Consider the following 25,591-nt stretch of genomic DNA (forward strand, 5'->3'; position numbering starts at 1 on the left):
GTACGAGGGCTTCCGGGCGGCACGCCGAGAGCACGCACCGAACGCCGCGCGGCCGCCCTCCGGGCGACGAGGCCACTTTCACAACAGGCCCTAGGTGTCCTGATCACGAGCATTGTCGACACCGGCCGGACCCGTCGCGCCCCCGCGGCGCACCGGACGGGCCAGCAGCGCGCCGAGGAAGCCCGCGACCAGCCCCCACAGGGCCGCGAGGCCGACCGCGGTCCACACCTCGGGCTTCAGCAGGAGTTCGCCGTTCAGGTCGCCGCCGAGGTCGCCGATGCCGAGGACCGACAGGCCGTAGTGGGCGGAGATCCGGCCGAGGAGGCAGATCATCAGGACGGTCAGCGCCAGGGCGACCGCCAGATGCAGGGCGTGCTGCCAGGCGCGCACACCCGCCGGGGAGCGTGCCGCCATCACGAACGCGGCGGTCAGCAGCAGGACCGCGTCCACGGCGACCAGCCACCACACCCGGCCGTCGTACTCGGCCAGCGTGCGCAGGTTCAGGGTGGCGGTGTCCGAGCCGCGCAGCACCTCGTCCAGGACGTGCGGCATCGGCAGCCCGAACGGCCCCTCCACCCGGCCCTTCCAGGTGGCGCCCAGACCGAGCGTCAGCGCCAGCCACGCCAGGTTGGGCAGGCCGAGCAGGATCACCGCGAGCGTCTCGACCGCGTGCCCGCGCGTGAGGGCCACGACGAGTCCGATGACGACCCCGAGGACCACGTAGGCCAGCAGCAGGACCACCATCGCGTACGCCGCCGGCCGGACCGTCGCCTGGAAGCGCAGCAGCCGGGCCGGCAGCGGTGCGCCGCGCGAGACGAGCAGGGCCAGCACCAGGACACCCGCCAGCCACAGCAGACCGAGGCACAGTGTCTGCGGGACGTCCGTCTCGAAGCCGACCTTCGGTGAGACGCCGAACAGATCGCCGAGGTCGGAGAGCGTGTCGTCGCCGACCGAGAGCGGGAAGGTCTGCCGGGCGCCGAAGGCCAGTGCGAGCAGCGCGAGCAGCCACAGCGCGGCGACCCGGGCGGCCCAGCCGGCCAGTTCCCCGACACGCGCGACGGCCCGGTGCCGCAGGGGCCGCAGGAAGCCCGCGGCGATCACCAGGGCCCCGACGAGCGTGACCGACAGCGGGATCACGGTGAGGCCCGCCTCGGTGCCCGCGAGCCCGCCGGCGTCCCCGGAGAGCTCGATGGTGCCGCCGACCGCGGTCACCACGGTCGCCGCCACGACCCGGGGGAAGGCCCCGTCGGGCAGGTCGGTGGCGCCCGCCGCCCACAGTCCCAGAGCGGCGGTCACGCCCATGGCGAGCAGCCCGGACAGGACCGTGAGGAGGGCCTGCACCCAGCCGTGCGGGGCAATGGCCTGGTCGGAGCGGGTTTTCGGGCTCACCCTGCCACGCTAAGCAGCCCCCGGCCGCCCCGCCCGCCGAGAGGGCCGTCCGCGTCGGCTTGCGAGCGGCACCCGACCGGAGCACACAATGGGAATGTCGTGGATAAAAGCGGCGTAAACGCATCAAAGCCGCGGAAGTCCCACGTCGGGAAGAAGGGCTCGTGAGCGTCGAACCTCCGTCCTCCGGCCGGCCCACCGGACCGCCCTCCGGTCCGCTGTCGGGACCCTCCCAGCCGCCCTCCGGGCCGCCGTCGCAGCCCCCGGGCAGCAGCGGGGGAGCCCCGCCCCCGCCGGAGCCGCACCGCCCCTGGTGGCGGTCCGTGCCGCGGGTCGCCGTGCTGGCCACCGTGGTCGTGGCCGCGGTCGTCCTGGCCCTCGTCCTCAGCCGCTCCGACGGCGGCGGTGGCGGTTCGGCCAAGGGCGGCGAGGTCTTTCTCCAGGCCGCGGGCAAGAGCGGCCCGGACCCCTTCACCCCGTCCTCGGCGACGGACAGCTCCGCCGCGCCCGCCTCCACCGCCCCGGCCGACGAGTCGGCCTCCGCCAACGCGGTGCGCGGCGTCGACGGCGGCGCCCCCGGCCTCTACGGCGGCACCCGCAACGTCGCCAGCTGCGACGTGGAGCGCCAGATCACGTCCCTGCGGTCGGACCCGCCGGTCAACCAGGCCTTCGCCTCCGTCGCCGGCGTCCAGCCCGACGCCGTCCCCGCCTACCTGCGCTCGCTCACCCCGGTCCAGCTGCGCATGGACACCCGCGTGACCAACCACGGCTACCGGGACGGACGGGCCACCAGCTACCAGGCCGTCCTCCAGGCAGGCACCGCCGTCCTCGTCGACAGCCGCGGTGTGCCCCGGGTGCGCTGCGCCTGCGGCAACCCGCTGACCCCGCCCGTGGCGCAGCAGAGCACACCGAGGCCGACCGGCGACTCCTGGTCCTCCTACCGGCCCACGAACGTCGTCGTGGTCGCCCCCTCGGTCACGGTCGTGAACATCTTCGTGATCTACGACCCCGACTCCGACGACTGGATCGCCCGCCACCGCGGCGACACGGGCGGCAAGGACAAGCCGACCAAGCCGCCGGTGAACCCGGCCTCCCCGTCCCCGAGTGAGATCACGCCGACGCCGCCCACGTCACCGTCCAGCGTGCCGCCCGCCCCGGTACCGTGTCTGACCACCGTCACCGGCAGCCCCAGCGGACCGGTCACGGGCTCGCCGGCCGGCTCGGCGACACCGTGCCCGCCCACGTCGAGCGCGCCGTCCTCGACGACGCCGAGCTCCGAACCTCCCACGTCCGACTCCGGGACGACCGAGGACGAGCAGTCCGAGCCCGAGAGCTCGGCACCACTGGCCCCACCGGATTCCGGCACGACGTCGGGGTCCGCGTCCACCGACAGTGCGCCGGGGTCCGTGGTGACGTCACCGGCCATGTGACCGACACGACCCGTTCGGGAGACTGTGAGACCCCTCTCGGGGTACGAGCACTGGTGTAGCAGGCGTCCGGCCAGTCCGGCTTCTTCCGAGAGAGAACGCATGATCGAGCACCTGGACGGGGCAGTGATGCCGACTGGTTTCGACGTGCCCGTGGACCCGCTGCGGCGGGCGGCCCACTACACCGGTGAACCGGGGTGCATCGCCGAGGCCCGTCGTTTCGCGGCGAACTTCCTGGACCAGCTCAGGAACGAGTGGTGCGCCGAGATCGACGGCCCGGCCGGCGAGGAGGTGCTCCTGGTGGTCAGCGAGCTGGTCACCAATGCCGACCGGCACAGCAACGGGCCGTACATACTCGATCTGGAGGGCACGGACGCGGTGGTCACCGTGTCCGTCTACGACAGCAGCGCGGCGCTGCCCCTGCGCTTTCCCAGGGACCCCGAGCGCATCGGGCGGCATGGTCTGGAGATCGTGCACGCGCTCGCGGACGAGGTCAGCGCGGAGCGGGTGCCGGTCGGCAAGCGCGTGAGCGCGGTGCTCAGGCTCGCCAAAGGGTGACCGTCCTCGACCAGCGCGGTCCTCGGGCTCGACAAAGGGTGACCGTCGGAGTCGGCTCCGACGGTCACCCTTTGTCTCACTCAGTCTCTGTGCCTCATGCGGCCTGTGTGTGTCAGGCGCAGCCCAGCTCGCCCAGCATCCCCGTGCGCAGCCGCGTGATGATCCGCTTGATCAGCCGGGACACGTGCATCTGGGAGCAGCCCAGCCGTTCACCGATCTCCGCCTGGGTCGCCTCCTCGACGAACCGCAGGTGGATGATCTCCCGGTCGCGCTCGCTCAGCTCGGCCATCAGCGGGGCCAGGGACTGGAAGTCCTCGACCAGCCGCAGTCCGTCCTCCTCCACGCCGATGAAGTCGGCCAGCACGGACTCGCCGTTCTCGGGCCCGTCGCCCGTGAGCGCGGCGTCGAGCGAGGAGGAGTTGTAGCCGTTGGCGGCGATCTGGGCCTCGACGACCTCCTTCTCGGAGATGTTCATCAAGGTGGCCAGTTCGGCCACGGTGGGCTCCCGGTCCAGTCGACTGGCCAGCTCCTCGCGGGCCTTGGCCAGCTCCACCCGCAGCTCCTGGAGCCTGCGCGGCACGTGCACCGCCCAGGTGGTGTCACGGAAGAAGCGCTTGATCTCGCCGACGATGTACGGCAGCGCGAAGGACGTGAACTCCACCTCCCGCGAGAGGTCGAACCGGTCGATGGCCTTGATCAGGCCGATCATGCCGGTCTGGACGATGTCCTCCATGTCGTCGCCGCGGCCGCGGAACCGGCCGGCGGCGAACCGCACGAGCGACATGTTCATCTCAATGAGGGTGTTGCGCGCGTACTGGTACTCGTGCGTGCCCTCTTCGAGCTCGGTGAGACGCCTGAAGAACTGGCGGGACAGCTCCCGCGCGTCGCGCGGAGCGACGCTCCGCGGGTCCACGATTCCCGGCAGTGTCGCGTCACCCGTGCTGCTGGTCCCGGCGGTTGTCTCCACGACCTGTGCCTCCGACCGGATCACGGCGGTGTCCATTACCTCTCCCACGCAAGTCACGGCTTGACGCCCTGCCTTTTCAGCCTCGGTTGTTCCCGGAAACTGCTCTTAGCGCTCTCCGGGTACCCCGATCGGGACGACGTATGCGTACGTCATCCTCCGGCCGGCGTGTCACCCGCGGGTCCTGTCCTGTCGCGTACCCACCGGACGGCGGCGTATGCCCTTGGCGCGCAAGGGTTGTGCGGGGGAGGGAGGGGAGGTCGCGGGGCATGCGGCAGGCCCTCGGCGGTATGACCGAGGTCACATTTTCAGAGGGCGCGGGTGGCGGTGACCACCTCGTGGAGGTAACGCTTGGTGACCGTGCCGTCGTACTGCGTGTCGAGCAGCTCGCGGAGACAGGCGAGCAACCCGTGCCGGAGATCCTCCCCGAGGGCGCGGTGGTTCGAGTAGGTGAGCAGGACGTCGAGGTACTCCGCGGTCGTGTACGTGACGTCCTGGACGTACCGGTGCGCCTGGACGTTCTCCAGGCGCGGGCAGCGGGCGAGCTCCTCGGTCTGGGCGGGGATCTCGTCCGCCCGCCTGAGCAGGAGCCCGGGCGGCGTCTGCGGGTCCCAGCGCCGGTAGCACTCCTGGGCCCGGTGGAAGAACTCCGTGGTACCGCCCGCGACGTGGTGGGTGACCACGATCGCCAGCCGGCCCCCGGGTGTCAGCGCCTGAACGGCCCTGTCCACGCGCGTGGCGGGATCGAGCCAGTGCCAGGCGGTCGCGCACACCACGAGGTCGAACGGGTCAGGCGGCAGAGGCCACTTGTCGAAATCGGCCACCTCGACGTCGACGCGCGGGAACCCGCCGAGCCGGCGCCGCGCCACCGCTGCCATGGCGGGCCCCAGCTCCACGGCCGTGATGTGACAGCCGAACCCGGCCAGCGCGACGGTGAGTTGGCCGGTCCCCGGCGCCACCTCCAGCACCCGGCGCCCCGGCCCGAGGTCCGCCGACCGCCCCAACTCCTCGACCAGCGCCTGCGGATACCGCGGCCGCGCCCGGTCGTACAGCTCGGAGTCCTCGTCGAACGTCTCCCTCAAGGCCACGGTCCGTGCCTTTCGCCTCGGCGATTCCACCCAGGGCAGAATGCTGATCCCTTCCCTCGGCGTCCAACGCTTTTAGGCTGGGAAGGTGAGTGACGAAGCGACGAAACAAGCCCGCGTGATCCCCCTGCGCCCCGGGACCGCCCGCCCTGCCGCCGCGCCTGCTCCCAAGGAGCCGCTGCTGCGCGACCTGGTCGGCGACGTCCTGCGCCAGGAACGCCTCGACCAGGAGCGCACGCTGAAGGACGTGGCCGACGCGGCGCGAATCTCCATGCCGTACCTCTCGGAGGTGGAGCGGGGCCGCAAGGAGGCCTCCTCGGAGGTCCTCGCGGCCGCCGCCCACGCCCTCGGACTGGGCCTCGGCGACCTGCTGGAACGGGCCCAGGGCGAACTCCTGCGGATCACCAGCCGCCGGCCCGTCGCCGGCCGCAGGCCGTCGACCTCGTCGTACGACGGACTCTGCCTGGCCGCCTGAGCCGAGGCCGGCGCCTCAGACCGTCACCAGGCGCCGGCTGAGCACCTCGTCGGCGAGCCCGTAGGCGACGGCCTCCTCGGCGGTGAACACCTTGTCGCGGTCCATGTCCGCGCGCAGCGTCGCGGGGTCGTGGTGGGTGTGCCGGGCCAGCACCTCCTCGACCTGCGCGCGGATCCGGACCATCTCCTTGGCCTGGAGGGTGAGGTCGGAGATCGTGCCCTGGCTGCCGCCGCTGGCCGGCTGCCCGAGCAGCACGCGCGCGTGCTCCAGGACGATCCGCCGCCCGGGGTCTCCGCCGGCCAGCAGCACCGCCGCCGTGGAGGCCGCCTGGCCGACGCAGATCGTCGAGATGGGCGCCTGGACGTAGGTCATGGTGTCGTAGATCGCCATCAGCGAGGTGAACGAGCCGCCCGGGGAGTTGATGTAGATCGCGATCTCGTGCTCCGGCGCCGAGGACTCCAGATGGAGCAGTTGCGCGATGACGACATTGGCGACGCCGTCGTCGATCTCGGTGCCGAGGAAGATGATCCGCTCCGACAGCAGCCGGCTGAACACGTCGGAGGAGCGCTCGCCGTGCGCGGTCCGCTCGACGACGTACGGAATCGTGTAGTTCCCCATGTCACAGCCCCATCCGTCGCTTGGAGGCGGCCGGGCGGACGTCCGCGAGGGACTCCAGGACCCGGTCCACCATGCCGTACTCCCTGGCCTCCTCCGCCGTGAACCAGCGGTCGCGGTCGCCGTCGCGGGAGATGGCCTCCTCGCTCTGCCCGGTGTGCTCGGCGATGAGCCGCTCCATGGTCCGCTTGGTGTGCTCCAGGTTCTCCGCCTGGATCTCGATGTCGGCGGTGGTGCCGCCGATGCCCGCGGACGGCTGGTGCATCATGATCCGCGCGTTCGGCAGCGCGTAGCGCTTGCCCGCCGTGCCGACGCTGAGCAGGAACTGGCCCATGCTGGCCGCGAAGCCCATGGCGAGCGTCGAGACGTCGTTGGGGATCAGCCGCATGGTGTCGTAGATGGCGAGGCCCGCGTGGACGGAGCCGCCGGGGCTGTTGATGTACAGGCTGATGTCGGTGCGCGGGTCCTCCGCGGACAGGATCAGCAACTGGGCGCAGACCCGGTTCGCGGAGACCTCGTCGACCTGCGTGCCCAGCAGCACGATGCGCTGCCCCAGGAGCTGGGTGGCCAGGTGGTCGTCGAAGCGGCTGGGCGCGGTGTCGCCCTCCTCGGCCCGCGGCGCGAGCGTGGACAGTGGAGTCATCGGTTCTCCTCGTGGTGGCGGGGATGCCGTCGACTCCACCCTTGCCCCCGGGTGGCGCCCGCCGGTGACTTCTCTGCCCGCGGCAGATTCGCCCAGGGCAGAGCGGCCGCCTCAGCCCTTCTCGCGCAGAAGGCGGAAGAACGCCTGTACGTCCTCCACCAGCAGCTCCGGCTCCTCCATCGCCGCGAAGTGGCCGCCGCGGTCCATCTCGGCCCAGCGCACGATGTTGTCGGTGCGCTCCGCCTTGTGGCGCAGCGGGATCTGCGGGTCGCCGGGGAAGGCGGCCACCGCGGTCGGGACGGTGGACGGCTCGTGCGGGGCGGCGATCCGGTCGCCGGTGGCGTGGGCCCGCTCGTAGTAGACCCGGGCGGACGAACCCGCCGTGCCGGTCAGCCAGTACACCATCACGTTGGTGAGCATCTGGTCCCGGTCGACGGCCTCCTCGGGCAGCTCCCCGCAGTCCGTCCACTCCTGGAACTTCTCGACGATCCAGGCGAGTTGACCGACCGGCGAGTCCGTGAGCGCGTACGCGAGGGTCTGCGGCCGGGTGGACTGCTGGTGGAAGTAGCCCGTGCCGTCCCGGAACCACGCGGCCCACCTGCGCCAGGAGTGCAGGGTCCGCTCCCGCTCCTTCGGACCGAGCGCCGCCAGCTCCTCCTCGGTCGGCTCGGTGGCCGCCTGCGCGCCGGGCAGCAGGTTGAGGTGGACGCCGATGACCCGGTCGGGGTGGACGCGGCCCAGCTCGCGGCTGATGGCCGCGCCCCAGTCGCCGCCCTGGGCGCCGAACCGCTCGTAGCCCAGGCGGGTCATCAGCTCGGCCCACGCGTCGGCGATCCGGCGCGCCTCCCAGCCGGTCTCCCGGGTGGGTCCGGAGAAGGCGAAGCCGGGGATGCTGGGCAGGACGAGGTGGAAGGCGTCGGCGGGGTCGCCGCCGTGTGCGGCCGGATCGGTCAACGGCCCCACGATGTCCAGGAACTCGACGATCGACCCGGGCCAGCCGTGGGTGACGACCAGCGGCGTCGCGTCGGGCTCGGGGGAGCGGATGTGCGCGAAGTGCACGTGGGCGCCGTCGATCTCGGTGGTGAACTGCGGCCACTCGTTCAGCCGGGCCTCCGCCGCCCGCCAGTCGTACTCGTGCCGCCAGTAGCGCACCAGCTCCCGCAGATACCCCGTCGGCACCCCGTACGCCCACCCCACCCCGGGCAGCTCGTCGGGCCAGCGCGTCCTGTCGAGGCGCTCGCCGAGATCGTCCAGGTCGGCCTGCGGGATGTCGATGCGGAACGGATGGATGCCGCTGTCTGCGGGCGAAGACGTCATGGGCGCGATGCTAGTTCGCAATGATGTAGGGGCCACCGGGATTTCCGGACGCGCGAGCGATGAGTTCCGGCGCGAGGATCGGTCGACACAGCTGACAGCGTTCCGCGCACCCAGGAGGTCCCCATGGCAACCGACGGTTTCACCACGTGTCTCTGGTTCGACGGCCAGGCCGAGGACGCCGCCCATTTCTACGTCTCGGTCTTCAAGAACTCCAGCATCGGCGAGGTGGCGCGCTACCCGGAGGGCGCGCGCCAGCCCGCGGGCAGTGTCATGACGGTCGAGTTCACCGCCAACGGCCAGAGGTTCCTCGGGCTCAACGGCGGACCCCAGTTCACGTTCACCGAAGCGGTCTCCTTCATGATCTTCTGCGAGGACCAGGAGGAGATCGACTACTACTGGGCCAAGCTCACCGAGGGCGGCGGCGAGCCGGGTCCCTGCGGCTGGCTCAAGGACCGCTTCGGCGTCTCCTGGCAGGTCGTCCCCCAGAGCCTCCAGAAGATGATCACCGACCCCGACCCGGCGAAGGCGGCACGGGTGACCGAGGCCTTCATGGCGATGAGCAAGTTCGACCTGGCCGCGCTGGAGAGGGCCTTCGCGGGCGAGTGAACGTCAGTCGGCGGCCCGGCCGATCACCCGGGTGATCTCGCGGGCGACCCGCAGGATGCCGGGGGAGCGGACCGGGCAGGGCTTCGGCGTGGCCGTCGTGGGCGCCAGGCAGAAGTGCAGGTAGTCCTTGTCCCGGTGCAGGGCGGTCCGGTCGCGGCCCGGCTGGGTGCAGTACGCGGTGTGCTCGCGCTCGTAGGCGGTGCACGGCAGGTACTGGACCCAGGAGTAGCGGGCCCCGGCCGCGCTCACCTCGGCCCCCGCGTCGGCGACCAGGTCACCGGAGGCGGCGGCCTGCTCGGCGTAGAGCGCGTTCACGCGCCGGACGCGGTCGGGGGTGATCGGGTCCGGGCCCTGCGCCACCCACACGATCCGCGGCCGCTCGCTCCCGCCGGCCCGGGTGATCTGCGCGGTCAGCCGGGCCATGTCGGCCTGGTACCGCTTGAAGTACGTGGTCGGCCGCTCGGCGTGGGTGATGCCGTCCATGCACCAGGTGTAGCCCCACGCGTTGCCCCAGAACTGGAGCACCACGAAGTCCGGCCGCAGCGAGCGCACCAGGGCCGCCGCCTTGTCCCGGTCCGGCACGAGCGACTTCGCGCCGGTGCCCTCCAGGTAGTCGCAGACCGTCGTCCCCGAGTACGGCCTGCTCGTGTACGCGGCGCGCAGGTCCCGGCGCAGCTCCTGCCCGACCACGTTCTGGGCCTCCATCGCCAGGGAGTCCCCGAGATACAGCACCGTCGGCGGCTCGGCCGGGGCGCTGGGGGCGGGGCTGCCGGCGGCGCGCTGGTGCGTCGTATCGGCCGACGCGGGGGGCGTGAGGGAGCGCGGTGGCTCCGCGGGGGCCGAGGCGGGGTCGGTGCACGCGCCGAGCAGCACCACGGCCAGCAGCATTCCCACGATCCACGGCTTGCGCATGCGGCAACTCCCGCCCCGGACACCGAAAACGGTTCCCCAGGCAAGCACAGCCGGGCTCGAGGCGGAAGACGTGTGCCGGTCACTGCTCCCCGAGGCGCTCCAGGCCCTCGGTCCGGCCCGAACGGTCCGAACCGCTCGGCGCGCGGGCCGACGCGAGGGTGGCTAGCGTGTGACAAGGGGACGAACCGCCGAATCGGAGAGGGCCGGGGTCATGGCCGTACAACCTGAGGGAACCCCCTGTTGGGCCGACGCGATGTTCAGCGACGTCGAGGGAGCCAAGAGCTTCTACGGCGAGGTGCTGGGCTGGACCTTCGGCGAGGCGTCGTCGGAGTACGGCAACTACATCCAGGCCTACGCGCACGGCAAGGCCGTCGCCGCGGTCGTGCCGCCCATGCCCGGCCAGGAGGGCCACTCGCAGTGGTGCGTGTACTTCGCGAGCCCGGACGCGGCGGCCACCGCGGGCAGGATCCGCGAGAACGGCGGCGAGGTGCTGATGGAGCCCATGGGGGTCGGCGACTTCGGCACCATGTGCCTGGGCCGCGACCCGAGCGGTGCCGTCTTCGGCGTCTGGCAGGCCGGGACCCACGAGGGGTTCGAGGCGATCGGCGAGCCGGGCGCGTACGCCTGGGCGGAGGTCTTCACCCGCGAGCCGGAGAAGACCGACGCCTTCCTCACGGCCGTCTTCCCGTACCGCGTGAAGCAGATGCAGGACGAGGCGATCGACTTCCGGATCTTCGACGTCGGCGAGAACACCGTCCTCGGCCGGATGCGGATGACCGACGAGTTCCCGCCCGAGATCCCCTCGTACGTCAACGTCTACTTCGCCGTGGCCGACTGCGACGCAGCCGTCGCCAGGGCCACCGGGCTCGGCGGCGTCCTGCGCTTCGGGCCGATGGACAGCCCCTTCGGCCGGTTCGCGGCGCTCAGCGACCCGCAGGGCGCGAGCTTCTCGGTGATCGACCTGAGCACCACCGAGGGCGAGATGCCGCAGATCACGGAGGTCTGAGGACCGGTGGCCGGGCGGTCGGCCGGTCCGTGGCATGATCGGGCTCATGCGTGAACGTGTGGTGGCCGCGTGCGACGGCGCTTCGAAGGGAAACCCCGGACCGGCCGGCTGGGCCTGGGTCGTCGCCGACGAGAGCGAGACCCCGGACCGCTGGGAGGCGGGCCCGCTCGGCAAGGCCACCAACAACGTCGCCGAACTCACGGCGCTGGAACGCCTGTTGTCGGCCATCGACCCCGACGTGCCGCTGGAGATCCGGATGGACTCCCAGTACGCGATGAAGGCCGTCACCACGTGGCTGCCCGGCTGGAAGCGCAACGGCTGGAAGACCGCCGCGGGCAAGCCGGTCGCCAACCAGGACCTGGTGGTGCGCATCGACGAGCTGCTCGACGGCCGCGAGGTCGAGTTCCGCTACGTCCCCGCCCACCAGGTCGACGGCGACCGCCTGAACGACTTCGCGGACCGCGCCGCCAGCCAGGCCGCCATCGTCCAGGAGCCCGCGGGCAGCGGTCTCGGCTCGCCCGAGCCGCCGCCCTCGCCCGACACGCCGAAGAGCGCGCGCCCCGCCAAGGCCAAGTCGCCCCGGCGAAGCGGCGGTTCGGCGTCCGCCTCGCGCACGATCAAGGCCAAGTTCCCCGGCCGCTGCCTGTGCGGCCGCACCTACGCGGCCGGCGCGGACATCGCGAAGAACGCCCAGGGCTGGGGCCACCCGGAGTGCCGTACGGCGGACGCCTGATCAGTCGGTGTCGAAGGTGTAGTGCGCCCGGTGGTCCAACAGGTCCGCCGGGCGTACGTCGTTCCACGGCTTCATCGTCTCGTTCAGGTCGACGACGTCCCGCGTCCCGGCGGCCGGCAGATACGGCGAGTCCGGGTGCCGGCGCTGCCACTCGGCCCACAGCTTGTCGATGTAGGCGTGGTGCAGCCAGAACACCGGGTCGTTGGGGGAGACCCCGGTGGCCATCTGGCCGCCCACCCACACATGGACGCGGTTGTGCAGGTTGACCCCGCGCCAGCCCTCCAGATGGTTGCGGAAGCCGTCCGCGGCGCTGTTCCAGGGCGCCATGTCGTACGTCGGCATCGCCAGCACGGAGTCGACCTCGGCCCGGGTCGGCAGCTCCCGTACGGACGTGCCCAGCGAGCGGCGCAGGAACGTACGGCCGTCCACCCGCACCGATATGGGCCAGTTGCCGGCCGACGCGGCGAACGGGCCGTCCATCACCTGGCCGTCCCGGCTGCGGCCGGTGCCGCCCAGGAAGTCCGGCGCCCACAGCGAGGCGCGCGGCGAGCGGTCCACGGACCAGTCCCAGTACGGCAGCGCCACCGAGGCGTCCACGGACTGCAGCGCCTGCTCGAACTCCAGGAGATATCTGCGGTGCCAGGGCAGGAACGACGGGGAACGATGGCCCGTACGCTCGCTGTTGTCGGTGTCCGACATGATGAAGGCGTTGTGCGTGGTGACGAAGGCGTCGTAGCGGCCGCTGCGCTTGAGCTCCAGGACGGCGGCGACGAACCGCCGCTTCTCGTCGGAGGTCAGGCTCGCCTGGTTCTTGCGGACGGTCATGTGCGGTGCTCCAAAGTGCTTGCGGGACGGTTCAGTTGGCCGGGAACGGGACGAGCCGCGCGCCTCGCAGCTCGTCGACCGCGGCCCGTGCGGCGGCCCGCGGGGTGGGGACCGGGTCGTAGTGGCTGACGACGCTGATCCAGCTGCCGTCGGCGTTGCGCATCACGTGCAGCTCGACCCCGTCGATGAACACGGCGTATCCGGCGCCGTGATGGTGGCCGCCCGAGGCGGACGGCCGGCCCTGTATCCGGCGGCCCTTGTAGACCTCGTCGAAGGCCTCCGGGGTCGCGGGGGTCCCGGGGGCGGGGTGGTCGTGGGCGGCCGCGTGGGGGGCGACGGCGACCGTGGTGGCGAGCGCGGCCGCTGCGGCGAGCGCGTGACGGCGAGTCAGTTCGGACACGGGAGTCCTTTCGGTCAGGGATGACGCTGAGGGATGACCCCGTATGCCTATCCGCCCTGGTGAGGGCGGGAGAAGTCCCCTCGTGCCGGTTGGCTGCGATCCGGACAATTACCAACATGTCGTGCAAGGTTGAACCAAGATGATCTTGCTCCGCCGAGGCCTCTCGCGTGCCGGAACGGGAAGTTCCTTCCACTGGGGGGCGTGTTTCGGGTGGACCCTGGCGGGCGGGCGGTGCATGAGTGGCCTGGCTCACCCGGAGAAACTGGCGCGATCCCCTGCTACTCTGCGTCGTCAACTGACCGCTATGAGTGATCCCAGGGGTGCGCGTGAAGGTCGCCTGCGTCGGTGGCGGGCCCGCCGGCCTGTATCTGTCGATCCTGCTGAAACGGCAGGACCCGTCCCACGACATCACCGTCCACGAACGCGATCCGGAGGGCTCGACCTACGGCTGGGGCGTGACCTACTGGCGCGGACTGCTCGACAAGCTCCACGAGCACGACCCCGAGTCCGCGCGCGCCGTCGAGGAGCACTCGGTCCGCTGGAGCGACGGCGTCGCCCACGTCCGGGACCTGACGACCCGTCATCGCGGTGACGAGGGCCACGGCATCGGTCGCCACCGGCTCCTGGAACTCCTCGCCGCCCGCGCCCGCGCGCTCGGCGTACGCCTGGAGTACGAGCACGGCATCACGCCCGAGAACATGCCCGACGCCGACCTCGTCGTGGCAGCCGACGGCGTCCACAGTGCCCTGCGCACCGCGCACGCCGACCACTTCGGCACCGAGGTCAGGGCCGGGCGCAACCACTACGTCTGGCTCGGCACCACCAAGGTCTTCGACGCCTTCACCTTCGCGTTCGTCGAGACCGACCACGGCTGGATCTGGGCCTACGGCTACGGCTTCGGCCCCGACCGCAGCACCTGCGTCATCGAGTGCGCCCCCGAGACCTGGTCCGGCCTCGGCCTCGACCGCGCGGACGAGGCCGAGGGGCTGAACCTGCTGGAGAAGCTCTTCGCCGACATCCTGGACGGCCACTCCCTCATCGGCCGCGCCCCGGCCGACGGCAGCGCCCAGTGGCGGAACTTCCGCACCCTCACCAACCGCACCTGGTCCCACGGCAACCTCGTCCTGATCGGCGACGCCGCCCACACCACGCACTACTCCATCGGCGCCGGCACCACCCTCGCCCTGGAGGACGCCATCGCCCTGGCCGGAGCCCTGGGCGAGCACACCGACCTTCCGGTGGCCCTCGCCCACTACGAACGGCAGCGCAAGGCGGAGCTGCTGTCCGTGCAGAGCGCCGCCCGCTACAGCGCCCAGTGGTACGAGAACCTCCCGCGCTACATCGGCCTGCCCCCGCACCAGATGTTCGCCCTGCTCGGCCAGCGTCACTCGCCGCTGCTGCCCCACGTCCCGCCGCGGCTGTACTACCGGATCGACAAGGCAGCCGAACAGCTCGAAGCGCTGCGCCGGTTCAAGCGCTGGCTGGGTCCGAAGGTGGCGCGCAGCGTCCACGCGCGGACGGTGGGCGGGCGGAAATAGCGGTGTCCCCTCCGGGGTGAGCGGCAGTTCACCGGCCGGCTCGGCGTCCTGCACGACCCGGCCCGCGGCGACCGCCTCCGGGCGAGCACGGTCGAGGACATCGTCGACGGGGCCGCGCCGGTGGTGCGGCCCCAGCCGACGTCCTAGCCGAACAGCCGGTCCAGGAAGGCGTTGCCGAACACGCGGTGCGGGTCGAGGCGGTCCAGGACGCCGGACGCCTGCCCCCAGGCGCCCTCTCCGAGGGAGGCGGGTACGGCCGTGCCCAGCACCTCCTCGTCGTCCCACACGGCGTCCCTCGTGTAGGCCCAGCCCTTGGACCACTCCACGCGGGTGAGCGCGTGGGTGCCGTCGTGCGCGTCGAGCAGGAACCGCTCCAGTTCGCGCAGGAACGCCTCCGCGTGCGGGGTGCCGGGCAGGGTCAGTACGTCCAGCCAGACGGCGGTGTCCCACTCGGGATACCTGGCGTCGGGTCGCAGGGCAGACAGCAACGGGGCGCGGGCACCGGCGAGTTCGGCGTCGGCCGGGTCGTCGAGGCCCGTCACGCGGATCTCGACCGAGCCGTTGACCGGGAAGCGGCCCAGGGCGGCGTAGGCGGTGAGCCGTTCGCGGTAGAAGGCGGTGAACTCGGCCACGACCCGCTGCACCTGGTCCCGCGAGGTGAGCACCGCGTACCCGTTGGCGTGCACGCGCAAGGTGGTGGGCCTGATGTAGAGCAGGGTGTTCTTGGACGGCCCCCAGATGTCGGCCGACAGCGTCGCCACCAGCCCGAGCGCGGCCGCGTCCGCCTGCGCGTTGCCCAGCACCGGTGCCAGGTACCAGGCCGCGTCCGACACCATCCGCCCGGCGAGGTCCGCCACCAGGGTCGGGACGTTGTCGGAGAACGGGTAGTTGTACGGCGAGGTCACGCGACGCGAGGTGAGCGGCTTCGTCGGCGCCACGCTCCACACCTTCAGCCACGGGAACTCGGTGAAGGCGAACCAGATCGCCTCCACGCGCCCGGACTCCTCCAGATACCGCGCGAGCGTCCGTCCGCCGCTGCCGGGCGCGGCGAAGAGCTCGCCCGCCGGGATGTCCGTACGGCTGACGCACCGCAGGTTCGCGTTCGCGCCGACCCGCAGCACCACCTCGGTGACCAGGGTGCGCCCCAGATGGGTCAGCAGCGCGGCGGCATCGGCCTCGTCGCGCTCGTAGGTGCGCAGGACATAGGCCGCGCTGTCCTCGTCCCACACGACCGCCGTCAGGGACAGCACCCGGTTGCTCAGCGAGCCGTACGTCTGCCCCGGCGCGCGCACCTCGCCCTCGGCCGGTACGGCGGTGCCGTGCGCGTCGATCGCCAGGGCGCCGCCCAGCGTGAGGTCGCCGGGGGCGGGTGCGGCCGTGAGCCCGAGGCCGTGCTCCTCCAGGAACGTCAGCAGCGCCTCGGTCGAGGCACCGGCGCCCGCGCGTACGGCGTGCGGGCCCTGGAGAGCCAGGCCGGTCAGATGGGCGGTCGTGTCGACCAGCAGCACGGGCGCGTCCGGGGACGTGTCCTCGGTGATCGTCAGCGGGGACCAGCCGTGCCCGTGGCCCCGCGCGCGCACCCGCCAGCCGCTGCGCCAGGCCCAGTTGACGACGGCGACCGTCTGGTCCCCGTCGATCGGCGCACAGGCCCACAGACCCACGGCGGTGATCTCGCCCACCCAGTTCCGGTACGCCGAGCGGTACAGCTCCACGCCGCCCGGGAAGCCGGGCAGTTCCCGCGCGGCGGCGGCCGGGTCGGCCGGTACGAGGGTCAGCGCGGCCGCGCCGAGGAGGAAGCTTCTGCGGGTCCAGTCGTGGGTCACCAGGTCACGCTAGGACCGGCTTGACAGAGAGCGCTTGTACGTCGATATGAATCACCCGCCCGAGTGAACCCGGCACAGGTGCGCGGCCGGAGGAGGACGTTCCGCGCATGTCCGTGATGGATGACAGACTGACGCCATGGACGAGCGAACTTTCGGCAGGCTGGGTCAGCAGGCATCCGTCGTCGGTCTCGGCACCTGGCAACTGGGGGCCGACTGGGGAGACGTGGACGACAAGGAAGCCCTTTCGGTACTGGAGGCCGCCGCCGAGTCGGGCGTGACCTTCTTCGACACCGCGGACGTGTACGGCGACGGCCGCAGCGAGCAGACCATCGCCTCGTTCCTGCGCGGCCGCCCCGACCTGCACGTGCTGGTCGCCACCAAGATGGGCCGCAGGGTCGAGCAGATCCCGGAGAACTACGTCCTCGACAACTTCCGCGCCTGGAACGACCGTTCCCGCCGCAACCTCGGCGTCGACCGCCTGGACCTGGTCCAGCTGCACTGCCCGCCCACGCCGGTCTACTCGACCGACGAGGTCTACGACGCGCTGGACACCCTCGTCGCGGAGGAGCGCATCGCCGCCTACGGCGTCAGCGTGGAGACCTGCGAGGAAGCCCTCACCGCGATCGCCCGGCCGGGCGTGGCCAGCGTCCAGATCATCTTCAACGCCTTCCGTATGAAGCCGTTGCAGCAGGTGCTCCCCGCCGCCCGGGAGGCGGGCGTCGGCATCATCGCCCGGGTGCCCCTGGCCTCCGGCCTGCTGTCCGGCAAGTACACCAAGGACACCGTCTTCCCCGAGAACGACCACCGCGCCTACAACCGGCACGGCGAGTCCTTCGACGTCGGCGAGACCTTCTCCGGCGTGGACTACGCGACCGGCGTGGAGGCCGCCGCCGAGTTCTCCGCCCTCGCCCCCGAGGGGTACACCCCGGCCCAGCTGGCGCTGCGCTGGATCATCCAGCAGCCGGGTGTGACCACCGTGATCCCCGGTGCCCGCACCCCCGAGCAGGCCCGCGCCAACGCGGCCGCCGCCACGCTGCCCGAGCTGTCCGAGGAGACGCTCGGGGCGATCCGGGACCTCTACGAGCGGCGGATCAAGGACCAGGTGGAGAGCCGCTGGTAGCCCGTCGGGACGGGAGCCGGACTGTTTGAATGATCAGTCGTCGGGTAACCCGTCCCGCATGGTGGAGGCAGCGGAGAGACGCACGGGCCGGGACGAGACCGAGGACGAGCGCGCCGACCGGATGTGGGTCGAGCTCATGCAGGAGATCAGGGTCGCGCAGATGGGCGTGCAGATCCTGTTCGGCTTCCTGCTGACAGTGGTGTTCACACCGAAGTATGCGGAGCTGGGGGACACCGAGCAGGCCATCTACATCGTGACGGTCGTCCTCGGCGCCATCGCCACCGGTGCCCTCATCGGGCCCGTGTCCCTGCACCGCCTGGTGTCCGGGCGGCGCATCAAGCCGCGCGCGGTGCAGTGGGCGGCCCGGCTCACCTTCGTCGGCCTGATACTGCTGCTCGCCACGTCGGGTTCCTCGCTGCTGCTGATCCTGCGGGTCGCCACCCACGACGCCTATGTGCCGTGGCTGGTCACCGCGGTCGTCGGGTGGTACGTGGTGTGCTGGTTCCTGCTGCCGCTGTGGATCCGGCGCCGCTACACGACGGAGTGAGGTCCACGGCGGCCAGTTGCCGGTCGTGCGTCCCGCCCCACACCAGCACGGAGACGGTGGCGCCGATCAGCGCGCAGAACATGTCCCACTGGGTGTCCCACACATCGCCCTGGGTGGCGAGGAACGCGTCCGCCGCCTGACCGCCGACCACCGCGGCCAGCCACTCCAGCATCTCGAAGACCGCGCTGAAGGCCAGGCAGGCGCACACGGTCAGCGGCGCCAGCCAGCGGCTGCCGCGCAGCGGTGAGGTGCGGCTGAGCAGCTCCCGCACCAGCACGGCCGGCACGAACCCCTGCATGAGGTGGCCGAACCGGTCGTACGGATTGCGCTCCAGGCCCAGCTCGTCGCGCAGCCAGTTCCCGAGGGGCACCTCCGCGTAGGTGTAGTGGCCGCCGACCAGCAGCACGAGCGCGTGCGCGGCCAGCAGACAGCACAGCAGGTCCGTCAGCGGGAAGCGCCGCCAGGTCAGCACGATCAGCGGCAGGCCGACCAGCACCCACACCGTCTCCAGGAACCAGGTGGTGCGTTCCCGCGGGCCCCACGCGGAGAGGACCAGTGCCACGACCATGACCCCGGCGAGCAGGGTGGGCAGAGGGCGGCGAACTGCTGTCATGGTCGGGCTCCTTGTCGTCGGAGCCCCATCGTGGCGGCGGCGCGGGGGAGCGGCATGAGTACGGCTACTCAGCTCGCCCCTGGGGGAGGACCTCCGCTCAGCCGCGTGAGAAGACCTCCGAGATCAGGTCGTCCACCCGGGTCTCCTCCTGCCCCGGCGGCACGACGTCGTGGGTCCGGCGCAGGAACGAGCCGAGCGCCGGGGCCCACGCGAACACCACGGCGTGATGCCGGCCGCCGTCGGGACGGGCCTCGCCGAGGAACTCCATGCGCAGCTCCTCCCACAGGCCGCACGACATGGGACGCAGCCGCACGTCACCGATCCCGACCGGGCGCAGGAGCCCCTCGGCGAGCATGTCCCGGTCCAGCCGCCATCGGGCGAGGATCCGGCCGTCGTGGCTGAACACGACCGTGACGGCGAACGGATCGGCGGGGTCGTACCCCAGGTGGGCGAGCACGGGGAAGCGGTCCGTGTCGCCCGCCTGGAGCTGTACGACGATGGTCTTGTGCACGATGGGGTTCACGCGAGGGCCTCCGGGAAAAATGACGTGTGCCCTCAAGTACCCCGTAGGGGCACATGATGCTCACTCCGGAGAGTGATTCCCCCGTGCTCCGCGCAGTGCCGTGATGCAGGCACCGATGGCGTGCTGCAACTCCTCCAGCTGCTGGACCATGTCGTCCTCGTAGAAATCCTGCGCGTCGTCGAAGGTGAGCTCCTCGAACACCTTCGTCGCCTTCTGCAGGCTGCTGTAGAACTTCGTCCGGCGCTCCTGGACGCGCAGTTCGGGGTCGGCCTCCACGGCCTCGACCACGAGGGTCCTCAGGGTGCCGTAGGCCTCGGTGGCCCACTCGCCGGTGTCCTCGTCCTCGTCCAGCTCGTCGAGGAGCGACAGATGCCGCTCCGCCTCCTGGCGCAGATCGGCGGGTGCCTCGACGGTCTGCCCGGCGGGTGTCTTGATCTGGCCCGACTCGGCGATCTGACGGACGTACTCGATCCGGTCGGCGGACCTGCTCTCGGTGGCGACGGCCTTCTTCAGGTCGTCGGTGCGCACCACGTCACGGGCCAGCTCGGCCTGCAGCTCCGGGTCCTCGCGGACCCGGTCCAGGAGCGCCTGGCGGGCGGCGCGGGCGGTGGAGGGGTCGGCGAGGATCGCGGCCCGCAGCGCGGTGGGGTTCTCGGCCACCTCCAGCGCCTTCGTCGGCCGGATGCCCTCCGCCTCGGCGGCCTCGGTGATGGCGGTGCCGCGCTCGGAGGTGGCGCTGTTGCGGGAGACGTAGTAGGTCAGCCACACGTCGGCGTCCGGCAGCTCCACCTCCTGGCCCGGCGCGAGCGTCTCGAAGTGCGGGACGAGGCCGTCGTCGGCCGCCCGGTCCCACGCCTTGTAGTACCGCATGACACGGTCGGCGGAGCAGCCGGCGAGCTCGGCGAACTCCTTCGCGGACACCTTCGGCGTCTCGTCCGCGCCCTGGCCGCCGGGCCGGACGCTGCGCGCCACCATCAGGGCGAAGGCCCATCCGCCGGTGCGCGCGTAGGCGCCGAACTCCCGCGCGTCCCGCGCCACGAGGTCGGACAGTGGCGCGGGGGACGACGTCTCGGACGGGGCGGTCGCTAGGGTCACGGGTGACTCTCCTGGGTGGGGGCCGGTCGCACCGCACAGGTGCAGGGACGCAGCCTATATCCACCCATTGGAGATGCTTTGGCGGCCCTGGCGTGTCCAGGGCCCGCCCACCCTAGGAGTCCAGGGCGTCGTGGAGCGCGGGCAGCAGTGTCTTCTCCGCCCAGTCCAGATACGCAGGCTGCGAGTCGCCGCCGATCTGCACCAGCGCGATCTCCGTGAACCCGGCCTCCGCATACGGTCGTACGGCCTCGACGAAGTCCTCCGGGTCGTCGCCGCACGGGATCGACGCGGCGACGTCGTCGGGCGTGACGAACTGGGTGGCCGACTCGAAGGAGTCGGGGTGCGGCAGCTCCGCGTTGACCTTCCAGCCGTTGCCGAACCAGCGGAACTGCGCGTGGGCGCGCTTGACCGCCGCTTCCCGGTCCGGGTCGTAGCAGACGGGCAGCTGGCCGACGCGGGGCTTGCCGGCGCCGCCGTGCCGGTCGAAGGCGTCGAGGAGCCCCTGCTTCGGCTCCGTCGCGATCACCAGGTCGGCGAGCCGGCCGGCGAGCGCGCAGGACTGCTCACCGGAGACGGCGATGCCCAGCGGCGGCGGCTCGTCGGGCAGGTCCCACAGCCGGGCCGACTCCACGTCGAAGTGCTTCCCGCGGTGGTTCACATGGCCGCCCGCGAAGAGCGCCCGGATGATCTCGACGGCTTCCTCCAGCATCTCGTGCCGCACGTCCGCGGACGGCCAGCCGCCGCCCACCACATGCTCGTTGAGATTCTCCCCGGAGCCCAGTCCCAGCCGGAACCGGCCCTCGGAGAGCAGCTGCATCGTCGCCGCCTTCTGCGCCACCACCGCCGGGTGGTAGCGGAAGCTCGGACAGGTCACGTACGTCATGAGCGGGATCCGGGAGGTCGCCTGGGCGGCGGCTCCGAGCACACTCCACGCGTACGGCGAGTGCCCCTGTGAACGCAGCCACGGGAAGTAGTGGTCCGAGGTCACCGAGAAGTCGAAGCCGACCTCCTCGGCCCGCACCACATGGTCCACGAGGTCACGGGGACCGGCCTGCTCGGTCATCATCGTGTATCCGATTCGCACCATAAAGGGCGAGTCCCCGGCTTGAGGGACGGAAAACAGCTTCCGGGCGTCTGGATCATGGCGTGACCGCCGGGAGAGGATGCTCGCATGCGTGTTCGCCCCCTGCCCACGAGCGCCCCGTCCGCCGAAGGCGTCGACCCGGCTGGTGTCCAGGCCCTCCTCGACGGCCTGGAAACCGACCCCGACCTCGAGCCGCACAGTCTGATGGTGCTGCGCCACGGCAAGGTCGTGGCGGCGGGGTGGTGGGCGCCGTACACCGCCGACCGCCTTCACCTGCTGTACTCGCTCAGCAAGAGCTTCACGGCGACCGCCGCCGGTATCGCCGCAGCGGAAGGGCTGCTCCGCCTCGACGACACGGTGATCTCCTACTTCCCGGAGCTCGAGGCCGACATCACCGACCCGCGCAGCCGCGCCATGCTGGTGCGGCACGTGGCGTCCATGGCCAGCGGCCATGTGGCCGAGACGTACGACCGGGCGGTGGCGGCCGACCGCGAGGAGCCGGTGCGCGGCTTCCTGCTGCTGCCGCCGGAGCGTGACCCGGGAACGGTCTTCGCCTACAACCAGCCCGCCACCTACACCCTCGCCGCGATCGTGCAGCGGGTCACCGGCCAGTCGCTCACCGACTACCTGCGGCCGCGCCTCCTCGATCCCCTCGGCATCGGGGAGGTGGCCTGGCGGCGTGACCGGACCGGACGCCAGCTGGGCTTCAGCGGGCTGCACGCCACCACCGACGCGATCGCCCGGCTCGGGCAGCTCTATCTCCAGCGCGGCGAGTGGGAGGGCGAGCGCCTGCTGTCCGAGGCGTGGGTCGCCGAGGCGACGCGCCCGCACCTCGTCGCCGAGGACGGCACCTGGAGCGGCGACTGGGCACGGGGGTACGGCTTCCAGTTCTGGATGGCCCGGCACGGCTACCGCGGGGACGGGTTGTACGGGCAGTACTGCCTGGTCCTGCCCGAGCAGGACGCGGTGGTCGCGATCACCGGGGCCACGCACGAGATGCAGAAGGTGCTCGACCTGGTCTGGGACCGTCTGCTGCCGGCCTTCGGCGCCGACCCGCTGCCGGGCCGCACGCAGGAGGACGCCGCCCTGGCCGAGCGCCTGGACCGGCTCGCGCTGCCGCCGGCCGGGGGCAAGATCGCCCCGCTGGAGCAGGACCTCGCCTTCACCCCGTACGGCGGCCGGTGCGAGGGACTGCCCAGGCTCACCGGGCTGGAGATCGCCGCGGACGGCCGCAGGGTGACGCTCGTCGAGGACGGACAGCGGCTTCAGCTGGGGTTCGGCGCGCCGGGCTGGACCGTGACCGAGGGGCCCGTGCCCGCCGCCGTGAGCGGGGGCTGGACCGGCGAGGACACCCTGGTGCTGGACGTGGCACTGCTGGAGACACCGCACCACGTCGATCTGACCTGTTCGCTCACCGACGGGACGTTCACCGCGCGGTGGCGCACGCAGCCGCTGCACAGCTCGCGTGTCGCGGCGATGCGGGCACCGCGCGCGTCAGTGTGACGGGATCCGGAAGGTGCGCAGGACCGTCTCCAGGGCCTGCTGGTTGGCGGGGTCCTCCCAGTCGCCGGCGGGGGTCGTCCAGCGCAGCGAGAAACCCCTGCCCGAGCCGATGAGGAAACCACGGCCCAGGGTGTGCAGGCGGGTGCCGTCGACGGTCGCGAGCCACTCCAGGTCGGCGGCCTCGCGGCCCTGGTACGTCGTCGCGCGGATCTCCCCGATGCGTTCGTACCCTCCGCCCTCCCTCTTCAGTGCCGGTTCGACGTCGTCCCGCCACACGGCGACCGGGTCGTCGCCCACCCGTGTGCTGTAGGTGACCGCGAGCGTGCGCGGGTCGCCCTTCGCGCCCAGGACGACCCGGTACGCCAGATCGTCCTGCGCGGTGGTGCTCAGGGCTTTCCAGCCCTCGGGGAGGCTCACGGAAAAGCCCTGCGGTGAGGTGTAGTGCTGGAACCGCGGCTGCTCGCGCGTCGGGGAGGCGCTCGTCGGCTCGGAGGTCGGGCTCGGTGTCGGCGTCGGCGTAGGGGTGGGTGTCGGAGCGGGCGTGGGGGCCTGGCCGGGCGGTGCGGCGGGGGCGGAGGCCGTGGCGGACGGTCTGGGGGTGCTCGTGTCGGTCGCCGAGTCGTCCGAACCGCCCGGCAGTTCACGGGCCACGACGACGACCACCACCGCCGCCGTGACGGCGGCCAGCGCGGTGCCCGCGACCAGGGCGCGCCTGCTCCGGCCGGGCCCGCCGACGGACAGGCCGCGCGGCCGCGGCCCGCGGTCCGAGGCGAGGGGCGCGCCGGGGTCCTCGGCGACGACACGGGTGAGCGCCTCACGGACCACCTGACGGTTCAGCCGCTCCCGGGAGTTCTTCCGCAGCAGTCCCAGCACGGTCGGGGTGAGCGGCCCGGCGCGCACGGGGCTGCGCAGCGGCAGCCGGTCCACGCCCTTGAGCGTGGTCTCCGGGCTGTCCCGGTCCCGGAACGGCGGGCGGCCCTCGACCATCGTGTAGAGCATCGCGCCCAGCGCCCACAGGTCCGCCGCCGGTCCGATGCGCTCGTCGCGGGCCTGTTCGGGGGAGGCGTACGACGGGGCGCTGACCCGGGGCGCGAGGGTCGCGCCGGTCAGGCCGAAGCCGGTGACGACGACAGGGCCCTTGTCCCGCACGAACACCTGGCCGGGACTGAGCTCGCCGTGCGTGATGCCCTCGCCGTGCCCGGCCTCCAGCACGTCGAGCAGTTCCAGGCCGATCCGGGCGGCCCGCACATGGTCGAACGCGCCCTCCCTCTCCAAAACCTCACCCAGCGAGACGCCCTCGATCCAGTCGGTGACGGCCCACAGGGTGCCGTACTCCTCGACGGCGTCCACGACCGTGGCGACGCGGCCGGGGCAGAGCCGTCCCATGGTCTGCGACATCCGGACGACCCGGGCGATCGCGCGCCGTGAGCTCTCCCCGTCCGGGTCCGGGGGCAGCCCGATCTGGGTGAGCAGACACGGGCGCCCGGCCTCGACGTCCTCCCCGTACCAGCAGACACGGTTCGTCTCGCGATGGAGGACCTCCAGCAGCCGGTACCTCCCGGCCACCAACTCGTGTGTGGAGACGTGCGCCTTGACCATGGCCATCCCTCGCCGAACCCTGGCTCTCACCTTTCCCAGAGGTACGGCAGACGTGACGGGGTGCGTTCAGCGGAAAGCGGAGTGCTTTTCCTGACGGGCTGTCATGGACAAGGAGTTGACGCACGATCAGAGCAGTTCGAAGCGTTCTGCCCAGTTTGTGACATCCCCGGTCGTCGCGTTGCCCCCGCACACCACCAGCCCCAGGCGGGCACCGCTGCCCACCCGTTCCAGCACCCGGCGGGCGGCGGGCAGCAGACAGCCCGCGGCGGGCTCGGCCCACACCTTGGCGTGGTCGGCGAGTTGCAGCGAACCCCGCACCGCCTCCCGGTCGCTCACCACGAGCACCTCGTCGACCAGGGCGGCCACATGGTCGTACGTCAGCCGGGACACGGACGGGGCGCTCAGCGTGGACACGATCGAGGACAGCGCGACCGGCACCGGGCGGCCCGCGGCGAGCGCCTCGGACATGGCCTCGGCGCCCTCGGTCTCCACGCCCCAGATCCGCACTCCGGGACGCCGGGCGCGCAGTGCCGCCGCGACACCGGCGATCAGGCCACCGCCCCCGACGCTGACGAGGACGTCGGTGAGGTCGCCGGCGTCCTCGGCGAACTCCAGGCCCACGGTCCCCTGCCCGGCGATCACCAGCGGGTCGTCGAAGGGGTGGACCAGCGTCAGCCCCTCGTCCCGCAACCGGGTCACCAGCGAGAACGCGCCGGCCATGTCGTCGGTCACCCGCACGGACGCCCCCGCGTCCTCCGCGATCCGCAGGGCGTGCGCCGGCGCCGAACGCGGCATGACCACCGTGGCCTTCACGTCGAGCGCGGCGGCCATCACCGCGAGGGCGATGCCGTGGTTGCCGCCGCTCACCGCGACGACCCCGGCGGCCCGCTCGGCCTCGGTCAGCGAGAGCAGCTTCGCCGTCGCGCCGCGCGCCTTGAACGAGCCGGTGCGCTGAAGCAGCTCCAGCTTGACGGTGACCGGCGCCCCGAGCAGGGCGGACAGACCAGGACTCGGAACGGTCGGGGTACGGATCACATGTGCGGCGATCCGCTCGGCCGCGGCTTCGATGTCGGAGATCCCGATCAAGACAGTCCACCCTCCCGGCACGGACGGTCCGTACCGCTTCGCACCCTCGCGCGTCGGGCGGGCGCCGGTCAACACGGATTCGGCGGCCGCCCGGACGACCGTCCGGCA

The 25,591-nt window shown here is 72.0% G+C and carries 26 protein-coding genes; 10 read left to right on the forward strand and 16 right to left on the reverse strand.

The window, feature by feature from the left end; all coding sequences use genetic code 11:
• Window positions 1-90: 90 nt before the first annotated feature.
• Entirely contained in the window at window positions 91-1,389 is a 1,299-nt protein-coding gene (locus ACH41F_RS39840) for a streptophobe family protein (RefSeq protein WP_398839707.1), read from the reverse strand.
• Between the two features lie 161 nt (window positions 1,390-1,550).
• Here ACH41F_RS39840 and ACH41F_RS39845 point away from each other — a divergent pair, with 161 nt between their 5' ends.
• Window positions 1,551-2,816: a DUF6777 domain-containing protein gene (locus ACH41F_RS39845; protein WP_391231815.1), complete on the forward strand. Its 1,266-nt coding sequence runs from the start codon at window positions 1,551-1,553 to the stop codon at window positions 2,814-2,816.
• Window positions 2,817-2,915: 99 nt separating this feature from the next.
• A complete protein-coding gene (locus ACH41F_RS39850) occupies window positions 2,916-3,371 on the forward strand; it encodes an ATP-binding protein (RefSeq protein ID WP_391231817.1) in 456 nt (151 codons plus the stop codon).
• 112 nt (window positions 3,372-3,483) lie between these two features.
• On the opposite strand, the gene ACH41F_RS39855 is transcribed toward ACH41F_RS39850, so the two are convergent.
• Together ACH41F_RS39855 and ACH41F_RS39860 are read right to left on the reverse strand one after the other, a co-directional pair.
• Window positions 3,484-4,374, reverse strand: coding sequence for a SigB/SigF/SigG family RNA polymerase sigma factor (locus tag ACH41F_RS39855; protein ID WP_391231818.1), 891 nt, complete (start codon window positions 4,372-4,374; stop codon window positions 3,484-3,486).
• Between the two features lie 269 nt (window positions 4,375-4,643).
• Complete coding sequence (locus tag ACH41F_RS39860; protein ID WP_391231820.1) at window positions 4,644-5,417, reverse strand: methyltransferase domain-containing protein; 774 nt, start codon at window positions 5,415-5,417, stop codon at window positions 4,644-4,646.
• Window positions 5,418-5,508: 91 nt separating this feature from the next.
• On the opposite strand from ACH41F_RS39860, the gene ACH41F_RS39865 reads away from it, so the two are divergent.
• Window positions 5,509-5,895: a helix-turn-helix domain-containing protein gene (locus tag ACH41F_RS39865; protein ID WP_398839708.1), complete on the forward strand. Its 387-nt coding sequence runs from the start codon at window positions 5,509-5,511 to the stop codon at window positions 5,893-5,895.
• A 15-nt stretch (window positions 5,896-5,910) separates the two neighbouring features.
• Here ACH41F_RS39865 and ACH41F_RS39870 read toward each other — a convergent pair whose 3' ends face one another.
• From ACH41F_RS39870 to ACH41F_RS39880, 3 genes are all read right to left on the reverse strand, one after another.
• Window positions 5,911-6,513 (reverse strand): ATP-dependent Clp protease proteolytic subunit, encoded by a 603-nt coding sequence (locus ACH41F_RS39870; RefSeq protein WP_391231823.1) that lies wholly within the window; start codon window positions 6,511-6,513, stop codon window positions 5,911-5,913.
• Window position 6,514: 1 nt separating this feature from the next.
• On the reverse strand, window positions 6,515-7,153 hold the full coding sequence (locus ACH41F_RS39875) for an ATP-dependent Clp protease proteolytic subunit (RefSeq protein WP_398839709.1): 639 nt from the start codon (window positions 7,151-7,153) through the stop codon (window positions 6,515-6,517).
• A gap of 111 nt (window positions 7,154-7,264) precedes the next feature.
• Window positions 7,265-8,470, reverse strand: a complete 1,206-nt coding sequence (locus tag ACH41F_RS39880) for an epoxide hydrolase family protein (protein WP_398839710.1) — start codon at window positions 8,468-8,470, stop codon at window positions 7,265-7,267.
• Between the two features lie 123 nt (window positions 8,471-8,593).
• Here ACH41F_RS39880 and ACH41F_RS39885 point away from each other — a divergent pair, with 123 nt between their 5' ends.
• Window positions 8,594-9,076: a VOC family protein gene (locus ACH41F_RS39885; RefSeq protein ID WP_398839711.1), complete on the forward strand. Its 483-nt coding sequence runs from the start codon at window positions 8,594-8,596 to the stop codon at window positions 9,074-9,076.
• Window positions 9,077-9,079: 3 nt separating this feature from the next.
• Here ACH41F_RS39885 and ACH41F_RS39890 read toward each other — a convergent pair whose 3' ends face one another.
• The gene (locus ACH41F_RS39890) at window positions 9,080-9,988 is read right to left on the reverse strand and encodes an SGNH/GDSL hydrolase family protein (protein WP_398839712.1); all 909 of its coding nucleotides are present in this window, start codon (window positions 9,986-9,988) and stop codon (window positions 9,080-9,082) included.
• A 211-nt stretch (window positions 9,989-10,199) separates the two neighbouring features.
• Between ACH41F_RS39890 and ACH41F_RS39895 the strand changes: the two genes are divergently transcribed.
• Together ACH41F_RS39895 and ACH41F_RS39900 are read left to right on the forward strand one after the other, a co-directional pair.
• On the forward strand, window positions 10,200-10,994 hold the full coding sequence (locus ACH41F_RS39895) for a VOC family protein (RefSeq protein WP_398839713.1): 795 nt from the start codon (window positions 10,200-10,202) through the stop codon (window positions 10,992-10,994).
• 34 nt (window positions 10,995-11,028) lie between these two features.
• A complete protein-coding gene (locus ACH41F_RS39900; protein ID WP_391231831.1) occupies window positions 11,029-11,727 on the forward strand; it encodes an RNase H family protein in 699 nt (232 codons plus the stop codon).
• Here ACH41F_RS39900 and ACH41F_RS39905 read toward each other — a convergent pair whose 3' ends face one another.
• Both ACH41F_RS39905 and ACH41F_RS39910 read right to left on the reverse strand, forming a co-directional pair.
• Window positions 11,728-12,552: a tyrosinase family protein gene (locus ACH41F_RS39905; protein WP_391231832.1), complete on the reverse strand. Its 825-nt coding sequence runs from the start codon at window positions 12,550-12,552 to the stop codon at window positions 11,728-11,730.
• A 31-nt stretch (window positions 12,553-12,583) separates the two neighbouring features.
• Window positions 12,584-12,952 (reverse strand): tyrosinase family oxidase copper chaperone, encoded by a 369-nt coding sequence (locus ACH41F_RS39910; protein ID WP_391231833.1) that lies wholly within the window; start codon window positions 12,950-12,952, stop codon window positions 12,584-12,586.
• 326 nt (window positions 12,953-13,278) lie between these two features.
• Here ACH41F_RS39910 and ACH41F_RS39915 point away from each other — a divergent pair, with 326 nt between their 5' ends.
• Window positions 13,279-14,490 carry an FAD-dependent monooxygenase gene (locus tag ACH41F_RS39915; RefSeq protein WP_391231835.1) on the forward strand — a complete coding sequence of 404 codons (1,212 nt, stop codon included), beginning with the start codon at window positions 13,279-13,281 and terminating at the stop codon, window positions 14,488-14,490.
• Between the two features lie 143 nt (window positions 14,491-14,633).
• Here ACH41F_RS39915 and ACH41F_RS39920 read toward each other — a convergent pair whose 3' ends face one another.
• The gene (locus ACH41F_RS39920) at window positions 14,634-16,313 is read right to left on the reverse strand and encodes a cholesterol oxidase substrate-binding domain-containing protein (protein WP_398839714.1); all 1,680 of its coding nucleotides are present in this window, start codon (window positions 16,311-16,313) and stop codon (window positions 14,634-14,636) included.
• Between the two features lie 136 nt (window positions 16,314-16,449).
• On the opposite strand from ACH41F_RS39920, the gene ACH41F_RS39925 reads away from it, so the two are divergent.
• Both ACH41F_RS39925 and ACH41F_RS39930 read left to right on the forward strand, forming a co-directional pair.
• On the forward strand, window positions 16,450-17,433 hold the full coding sequence (locus ACH41F_RS39925) for an aldo/keto reductase (RefSeq protein WP_398839715.1): 984 nt from the start codon (window positions 16,450-16,452) through the stop codon (window positions 17,431-17,433).
• 58 nt (window positions 17,434-17,491) lie between these two features.
• Window positions 17,492-17,980 (forward strand): DUF6328 family protein, encoded by a 489-nt coding sequence (locus tag ACH41F_RS39930; RefSeq protein ID WP_391231839.1) that lies wholly within the window; start codon window positions 17,492-17,494, stop codon window positions 17,978-17,980.
• Here the strand turns inward: ACH41F_RS39930 and ACH41F_RS39935 are convergent.
• The 4 genes from ACH41F_RS39935 to ACH41F_RS39950 form a co-directional block, all read right to left on the reverse strand.
• Complete coding sequence (locus ACH41F_RS39935; protein WP_391231840.1) at window positions 17,901-18,593, reverse strand: DUF2238 domain-containing protein; 693 nt, start codon at window positions 18,591-18,593, stop codon at window positions 17,901-17,903. The two genes, ACH41F_RS39930 and ACH41F_RS39935, sit on opposite strands and share 80 nt — an antisense overlap.
• A 97-nt stretch (window positions 18,594-18,690) precedes the next feature.
• Window positions 18,691-19,116, reverse strand: a complete 426-nt coding sequence (locus ACH41F_RS39940; protein WP_391231841.1) for an SsgA family sporulation/cell division regulator — start codon at window positions 19,114-19,116, stop codon at window positions 18,691-18,693.
• Between the two features lie 60 nt (window positions 19,117-19,176).
• Complete coding sequence (locus ACH41F_RS39945; RefSeq protein ID WP_398839716.1) at window positions 19,177-20,211, reverse strand: hypothetical protein; 1,035 nt, start codon at window positions 20,209-20,211, stop codon at window positions 19,177-19,179.
• 112 nt (window positions 20,212-20,323) lie between these two features.
• Window positions 20,324-21,298: a TIGR03557 family F420-dependent LLM class oxidoreductase gene (locus ACH41F_RS39950; protein WP_391231844.1), complete on the reverse strand. Its 975-nt coding sequence runs from the start codon at window positions 21,296-21,298 to the stop codon at window positions 20,324-20,326.
• An 84-nt stretch (window positions 21,299-21,382) separates the two neighbouring features.
• Between ACH41F_RS39950 and ACH41F_RS39955 the strand changes: the two genes are divergently transcribed.
• The gene (locus tag ACH41F_RS39955; RefSeq protein ID WP_398839717.1) at window positions 21,383-22,798 is read left to right on the forward strand and encodes a serine hydrolase domain-containing protein; all 1,416 of its coding nucleotides are present in this window, start codon (window positions 21,383-21,385) and stop codon (window positions 22,796-22,798) included.
• Here ACH41F_RS39955 and ACH41F_RS39960 read toward each other — a convergent pair.
• Both ACH41F_RS39960 and ACH41F_RS39965 read right to left on the reverse strand, forming a co-directional pair.
• The gene (locus ACH41F_RS39960; RefSeq protein ID WP_398839718.1) at window positions 22,790-24,403 is read right to left on the reverse strand and encodes a serine/threonine protein kinase; all 1,614 of its coding nucleotides are present in this window, start codon (window positions 24,401-24,403) and stop codon (window positions 22,790-22,792) included. The genes ACH41F_RS39955 and ACH41F_RS39960 overlap by 9 nt on opposite strands.
• 120 nt (window positions 24,404-24,523) lie before the next feature.
• Window positions 24,524-25,483 carry a pyridoxal-phosphate dependent enzyme gene (locus tag ACH41F_RS39965; protein ID WP_391231849.1) on the reverse strand — a complete coding sequence of 320 codons (960 nt, stop codon included), beginning with the start codon at window positions 25,481-25,483 and terminating at the stop codon, window positions 24,524-24,526.
• Window positions 25,484-25,591 lie beyond the last annotated feature (108 nt).

It is taken from the genome of Streptomyces sp. NPDC020489, from assembly GCF_044386545.1.
Taxonomy (GTDB): domain Bacteria; phylum Actinomycetota; class Actinomycetes; order Streptomycetales; family Streptomycetaceae; genus Streptomyces.

What these genes read in the sequence shown, in the direction of transcription:
- ACH41F_RS39850 (WP_391231817.1), top strand. Translation starts at nt 2,916, where the DNA reads ATGATCGAGCACCTGGACGGGGCAGTGATGCCGACTGGTTTCGACGTG.
- ACH41F_RS39855 (WP_391231818.1), bottom strand. Translation starts at nt 4,374, where the DNA reads ATGGACACCGCCGTGATCCGGTCGGAGGCACAGGTCGTGGAGACAACC.
- ACH41F_RS39870 (WP_391231823.1), bottom strand. Translation starts at nt 6,513, where the DNA reads ATGGGGAACTACACGATTCCGTACGTCGTCGAGCGGACCGCGCACGGC.
- ACH41F_RS39875 (WP_398839709.1), bottom strand. Translation starts at nt 7,153, where the DNA reads ATGACTCCACTGTCCACGCTCGCGCCGCGGGCCGAGGAGGGCGACACC.
- ACH41F_RS39880 (WP_398839710.1), bottom strand. Translation starts at nt 8,470, where the DNA reads ATGACGTCTTCGCCCGCAGACAGCGGCATCCATCCGTTCCGCATCGAC.
- ACH41F_RS39885 (WP_398839711.1), top strand. Translation starts at nt 8,594, where the DNA reads ATGGCAACCGACGGTTTCACCACGTGTCTCTGGTTCGACGGCCAGGCC.
- ACH41F_RS39890 (WP_398839712.1), bottom strand. Translation starts at nt 9,988, where the DNA reads ATGCGCAAGCCGTGGATCGTGGGAATGCTGCTGGCCGTGGTGCTGCTC.
- ACH41F_RS39895 (WP_398839713.1), top strand. Translation starts at nt 10,200, where the DNA reads ATGGCCGTACAACCTGAGGGAACCCCCTGTTGGGCCGACGCGATGTTC.
- ACH41F_RS39900 (WP_391231831.1), top strand. Translation starts at nt 11,029, where the DNA reads ATGATCGGGCTCATGCGTGAACGTGTGGTGGCCGCGTGCGACGGCGCT.
- ACH41F_RS39905 (WP_391231832.1), bottom strand. Translation starts at nt 12,552, where the DNA reads ATGACCGTCCGCAAGAACCAGGCGAGCCTGACCTCCGACGAGAAGCGG.
- ACH41F_RS39925 (WP_398839715.1), top strand. Translation starts at nt 16,450, where the DNA reads ATGGACGAGCGAACTTTCGGCAGGCTGGGTCAGCAGGCATCCGTCGTC.
- ACH41F_RS39930 (WP_391231839.1), top strand. Translation starts at nt 17,492, where the DNA reads ATGGTGGAGGCAGCGGAGAGACGCACGGGCCGGGACGAGACCGAGGAC.
- ACH41F_RS39935 (WP_391231840.1), bottom strand. Translation starts at nt 18,593, where the DNA reads ATGACAGCAGTTCGCCGCCCTCTGCCCACCCTGCTCGCCGGGGTCATG.
- ACH41F_RS39950 (WP_391231844.1), bottom strand. Translation starts at nt 21,298, where the DNA reads ATGGTGCGAATCGGATACACGATGATGACCGAGCAGGCCGGTCCCCGT.
- ACH41F_RS39955 (WP_398839717.1), top strand. Translation starts at nt 21,383, where the DNA reads ATGCGTGTTCGCCCCCTGCCCACGAGCGCCCCGTCCGCCGAAGGCGTC.
- ACH41F_RS39960 (WP_398839718.1), bottom strand. Translation starts at nt 24,403, where the DNA reads ATGGCCATGGTCAAGGCGCACGTCTCCACACACGAGTTGGTGGCCGGG.